This window comes from Pseudomonas sp. UBA6310 (assembly GCF_002438225.1).
GTDB lineage: Bacteria > Pseudomonadota > Gammaproteobacteria > Pseudomonadales > Pseudomonadaceae > Pseudomonas_O > Pseudomonas_O kuykendallii.
Genome location: NZ_DJTK01000053.1, coordinates 89,155 through 94,327, shown reverse-complemented (window position 1 = coordinate 94,327; position 5,173 = coordinate 89,155). Strand labels below are relative to the sequence as shown.

The window sequence follows — 5,173 nt, the reverse complement described above, 5'->3', positions numbered from 1 at the left end:
CGTTGTAGTGACCGAGGCGATGGTGAAGTTTCAGGCGCAGCGCGGCGAACAGGTCGCGGCGCACCGCGCCGACGCTCAGCGGTAGCAGGTCGCGGGCGAAGTGCCGGCTCAACGCGCCATACAGCAGGTAGGCGAAGGCGTTGATCACCAGCAGCCACATCACCGCCAGGTGCCAGGCGATGGAGCCGCCGAGCCAGCCGCCGAGGGTCGACCAGGCGGGAAAATGGAAGCCGAACAGCGGCGAGGCGTTATAGATGCCCCAGCCGCTGCTGATCATGCAGAACATGCCGAAGGCGTTCAGCCAGTGCGTCAGGCGCACCGGCCAGGCGTGGATGCGTCGGGTGCTCATGGGCGTCTCCCGTGGCGGGCGCGGCCAGCGAGGCGTGGCCGCGCCGCGGCGGATTACATCGGCGGGGTGAAGCCGTCCTTGCCGACGGCGATGGCAGCGGCGCTCTTGCCGTCCGGGGTGGGGAACAGCACGATCTTCGCGCCGGGCACCAGTTGGCTGCGCTCGCCCGGTTCGACGTAGGCGATCGGTACGTCTTCGGGCACCACCAACTGCTTCTCACCGCCGTTGTATTGCACGGTGAGGGTGCGGCCGTTGGCCTTCTTCAGCGCGCCGACGGTGCCGTTGGTCATGGTGCCGGTGCTGCCATCGGCGTTTTCCCAACCGTAGTGGCCTTCGCCGGAGCCCTTGAGGCTGGCCTCGAACACCGTGACTTCCAGCGCCTTGAGCGTGCCATCGGGCTGCGGCGTGGCGGCCGAGCCAACGAAGCTGTTGGCGGCGATGTCGTCCAGCTTGGCCTTGGATACGGCGCGCAGGGCGGTCTTCTCGGTGAGCGCGATGCTCTGCTTCTGGCCGCTGCGGCTGGTGAAGTTCAGGGTGTCGGTTTGCACGCTGTCGACGGTGCCGCGCATCGGCTTGACCACTTTCATGTCGGCGGCCTGGGCGAACACGGCGGCGCCGAACAGCAGGCCGAAGGCGGAACCGAGCAGGAGTTTCTTGTGCATGGGATTGTCCTCATGGCGTCGGATTGACACCGCCATCCTCGGTCGCGGCAGGGGTCGCGAAGATGACCCGCGGATGACAAAAATGTAACCAACGCGGCAGACCCGCCCGGCTAGAATCGGCCCACGGGACAGCGCGCCGAACCCCAGGGCGGCGCTGTCGTCCGATTGATTCCGATACCCGGTTTTCACCGAGGAGGCCTGCATGCTGATCCGAATTCCACCGCGTTCGCGCTGCGATTCCTCGGAGATCACTCCGGAGTCGGTCTACCTGTCGCGCCGCCGTTTCATGGGCGCCGGTGCCGCGCTGCTCGGCAGTGCCGCGCTGCCGGCCTGGGCGCAGGCGCCGGCCTCCGGCTACGAGGGCGTCGAACCCGGCAACCCGCCGGGCTGGTTCGCGCAGAAACTCGAAGGCGCGCGCTGGAAGGCCATGGAGGTGGCGGGCGAGAGCATCACGCCGTTCCAGGATGCCAGCCACTACAACAACTTCTACGAGTTCGGCCCGGACAAGGGCGACCCCGCCGCCAATGCCGGCGGCCTGCCGACCGAGCCGTGGACGGTGAAGATCGACGGCGCGGTCGGCAAGCCGGGGCAGTACAGCCTGGAAGACTTGGTCCAGCCGCACACGCTGGAAGAGCGCATCTACCGCATGCGTTGCGTCGAGGCCTGGTCGATGGTGATTCCCTGGCTCGGCTTTCCGTTGGCCGATCTGCTCAAGCGCGCCGAACCGAGCAGCAAGGCGAAGTACGTGTCCTTCGAGACCCTCAGCGATCCGGAACACATGCCCGGGCAGAAATCGCGCTTCGGTCTAATCGACTGGCCGTACCGCGAGGGCCTGCGCATGGACGAGGCGATGAACCCGCTGACGATCCTCGCGGTGGGCATGTACGGCCGTGTGCTGCCGAACCAGAACGGCGCGCCGCTGCGTCTGGTGGTGCCGTGGAAGTACGGCTTCAAGGGCATCAAGTCGATCGTGCGCATCAGCCTCGTCGAGGAGCAGCCCTACACCACCTGGCAGAACCTGGCTCCCAACGAGTACGGCTTCTACGCCAACGTCAATCCGCAGGTCGACCACCCGCGCTGGACCCAGGCCCGCGAGCGCCGGTTGCCCAGCGGCCTGTTCAGCCCCAACGTGCGCGACACGCTGATGTTCAACGGCTACGGCGACGAGGTCGCGAGCCTTTACCAGGGCATGGACCTGGCGAAGTACTACTGATGATCCGCCATCCCCTGTTGCGCGGCGGGGTGTTCCTCGCCGCGCTGATCCCGCCGCTGGTCTGGTTCTATCAGGCGCTGAGCAATGCCCTCGGGCCGGACCCGGGCAAGGTGCTGCTCGACCGTCTCGGCCAGGGCGCGCTGATCCTGCTGCTGCTGACGCTCTGCCTGTCGCCACTGCAATGGGCCACGCGCTGGTCCGGCTGGGCGCACATCCGCCGCCAGCTCGGGCTCTGGACCTTCGCCTATGCCTGCCTGCACCTGGTCGCCTACCTGCTGTTCGTCCTCGGTCTGGACTTCACCCAGCTCGCCGTCGAGTTGCGCAAGCGACCGTACATCATCGTCGGCGCGCTGGCCTGGAGCGGCCTGCTGGTGCTGGCGCTGACCTCCAACCGGGCGAGCATGCGGCGCCTCGGCGCGCGCTGGAAGAAGCTCCACCGGCTGGTCTACGCAGTGCTCGGCCTGGCGCTGCTGCACATGCTCTGGATCGTCCGCTCGGACATCGGCCTGTGGCTGGTCTACTTCAGCTGCGGCGCGCTGCTGCTGGCGCTGCGCCTGCCGCCGGCGAGCCGCCTGCTGAAAAAACTGCGTGGCGCCCGCCCGGCCCCGGCGCAGGTGTCGCGTTGATGCACATCCTGCTGGTGGAAGACGATACCCGGACCGGCGAGTACCTGAAGAAGGGCCTCGGCGAATCCGGCTATCAGGTGGACTGGGCGCAGCACGGTGCCGACGGCCTGCACCTGGCGCTGGAGCAGCGCTACGACCTGATCGTGCTCGACGTAATGCTGCCCGGCATCGACGGCTGGCAGATCATCGAGGTGCTGCGCAAGAAGCAGGACGTGCCGGTGCTCTTCCTCACCGCGCGCGACCAGTTGCAGGACCGCATCCGCGGCCTGGAGCTGGGTGCCGACGACTATCTGGTCAAGCCGTTCTCCTTCACCGAGCTGCTGCTGCGCATCCGCACCGTGCTGCGCCGTGGCGTGGTGCGCGAGGCTGACCACTTCCACCTCGCCGACCTGGAACTGGACCTGCTGCGCCGCCGCGTGACCCGCCAGGGCCAGCCGATCACCCTGACCAACAAGGAGTTCGCCCTGCTGCACCTGCTGCTGCGCCGCGAGGGTGAGGTGCTGTCGCGCGCGCAGATCGCCTCCGAGGTCTGGGACATGAATTTCGACAGCGACACCAATGTCGTCGACGTCGCCATCAAGCGCCTGCGTGCCAAGGTCGACCACCCCTACGAAAGCAAACTGATCCACACCGTGCGCGGCATCGGCTACCTCTGCGAGGTGCGCCCGTGCGACGCCAGCCCTCGCTGATCCTGCGTGCCAGCCTGGCCTTCGCGGTGGTGGCGATGCTCACCGTCGGCGGTGCCGGCATGTACCTCTACCATTCGCTGCAGGCGACCTTATTGCAGCGCAGCGACTACGGCGTGCTCGCCCGTCTCGATCATTTCCGCAAGCTGCTGCACTACGACCTCAGCCTCGAACAGCTGCAGGCCAGCCCGCAACTGGTGGAGAACATGCTCGGCGCGGAAGACGACATCTTCCTCATCGGCGAGGCCGGCCAGCCGCCGCTGATCAACGTCAACCCGCGTGGCGCCGCGCTGCCGGCGTTGCAGGCGGTGGCCGATGGCGAGCCGCTGGGCCTCGCCGACCTGCACAGCGGCGTGGCCCCCGGCGATGTTCCGCTGCGCGCCGCCCAGGCGCGGGTGCAACTGGACGGGCGCGACGTGCGGATCACCGCCGCGCACCTGCTGGTCAAGGAAATGGCCATGCTGGAAACCTTCCGCTGGCGCATCGGCGCGGCGGTAGTGCTGGCCTTCCTGCTCACCGCGGCGCTCGGCTTCCTGCTGCTGCACCGCGGCCTGCGCCCGCTGCGGCGGATCGCCGAACAGGCGGCGGCGATCACCCCGGCGCGCCTGCACAGCCGCCTGCAACTGGCCGACACGCCGGTGGAGCTGAGCCAGCTGAGCCAGGCCTTCAACGCCATGCTCGAACGCCTGGACGACGGCTATCGGCGCCTGACCCAGTTCTCCGCCGACCTCGCCCATGAGATCCGCACGCCGGTCGGCTCGCTGATGGGCACCGCCCAGGTCACCCTGCAGCAGCCGCGCAGCGTCGACGAATACCAGGGCGTGCTGGCCTCCAGCCTCGACGAGCTGGAGCGCATCGCGCGGATGGTCGAAAGCATCCTGTTCCTCGCCCGCGCCGACGATGCCCAGGCGGTTCTCGACCTGCGCGAGCTGGAGCTGGAAGAGGAAATCCAGCGCATCGTCGCCTACTTCGAGGGCCTCGCCGACGAACGCCAGCTGCAGCTGCGCCACGAAGGCGGTGGCCGCCTGCGCGCCGATCCGATGCTGCTGCGCCGCGCCCTGAGCAACCTGGTGGCCAACGCGATCCGCTATGCCGACGCCGGCAGCGAAATCCTCATCCGCGTGCGGGAAGAGAAGGGCGCCTGCCTGATCCAGGTGGAGAACGGCTGTTCGCCGCTGCATCCCGGCCAACTGGAGCGGCTGTTCGACCGCTTCTACCGCGCCGACCTGGCACGCCAGGGCGGTGAGTCCAACGGCCTCGGCCTGGCCATCGTCGCGGCGATCATGCGTCTGCACGGCGGCTCGGTGAGCGTCAGCCAGGACGGCGCGCGGCGCATCCGCTTCGAACTGCGCTTCAACGTCGCCTGACCGGCGCGCCGCCCGTCACCGCCGGTCTCAGGCGTCCAGCTCGTCGTCGCGCAGCAGCACGCAGCGCAGCCCTTCGTCGGTTTCCTCGGATTCCAGCAGGTAATACATCTGCACCTTTCCGGCCGGCGACATCACCGCAGCGTAATCGCCAGCCTCGGCGATGAAGAACGCCTTCGACGCCGGCTTGGCTTCGCACTCGATCAGCGCCTCGAAGAATGCCTGCGGGTCGGCGTCGTCGTAGAACTCCGCACGCTCGGTTTCGCTCCAGTC

The 5,173-nt window shown here is 68.1% G+C and carries 6 protein-coding genes and 1 pseudogene; 4 read left to right on the top strand and 3 right to left on the bottom strand.

Annotated elements, in window-relative coordinates; translation table 11 throughout:
* Positions 1-349 (bottom strand): cytochrome b/b6 domain-containing protein (locus B3E91_RS13075; RefSeq protein ID WP_287029825.1); only part of this gene is annotated, 349 nt, incomplete at its 3' end.
* 53 nt (positions 350-402) lie between these two features.
* Positions 403-1,011 carry a hypothetical protein gene (locus tag B3E91_RS13070; protein WP_287029824.1) on the bottom strand — a complete coding sequence of 203 codons (609 nt, stop codon included), beginning with the start codon at positions 1,009-1,011 and terminating at the stop codon, positions 403-405.
* A 202-nt stretch (positions 1,012-1,213) separates the two neighbouring features.
* Between B3E91_RS13070 and msrP the strand changes: the two genes are divergently transcribed.
* The 4 genes from msrP to B3E91_RS13050 are packed head-to-tail and all read left to right on the top strand — an operon-like array spanning position 1,214 to position 4,903.
* A complete protein-coding gene (gene msrP, locus B3E91_RS13065; protein WP_287029823.1) occupies positions 1,214-2,224 on the top strand; it encodes a protein-methionine-sulfoxide reductase catalytic subunit MsrP in 1,011 nt (336 codons plus the stop codon).
* 2 nt (positions 2,225-2,226) lie between these two features.
* Positions 2,227-2,850, top strand: a complete 624-nt coding sequence (gene msrQ, locus B3E91_RS13060) for a protein-methionine-sulfoxide reductase heme-binding subunit MsrQ (protein ID WP_287029830.1) — start codon at positions 2,227-2,229, stop codon at positions 2,848-2,850.
* Positions 2,850-3,539, top strand: coding sequence for a heavy metal response regulator transcription factor (locus tag B3E91_RS13055; RefSeq protein WP_273230526.1), 690 nt, complete (start codon positions 2,850-2,852; stop codon positions 3,537-3,539). The genes msrQ and B3E91_RS13055 overlap by 1 nt, the downstream gene beginning before the upstream one ends.
* Positions 3,518-4,903: a heavy metal sensor histidine kinase gene (locus B3E91_RS13050; RefSeq protein ID WP_287029822.1), complete on the top strand. Its 1,386-nt coding sequence runs from the start codon at positions 3,518-3,520 to the stop codon at positions 4,901-4,903. The genes B3E91_RS13055 and B3E91_RS13050 overlap by 22 nt, the downstream gene beginning before the upstream one ends.
* Before the next feature lie 27 nt (positions 4,904-4,930).
* On the opposite strand, the pseudogene B3E91_RS13045 reads toward B3E91_RS13050, so the two are convergent.
* Positions 4,931-5,173, bottom strand: a pseudogene (locus tag B3E91_RS13045) (hypothetical protein); the annotation flags it as partial.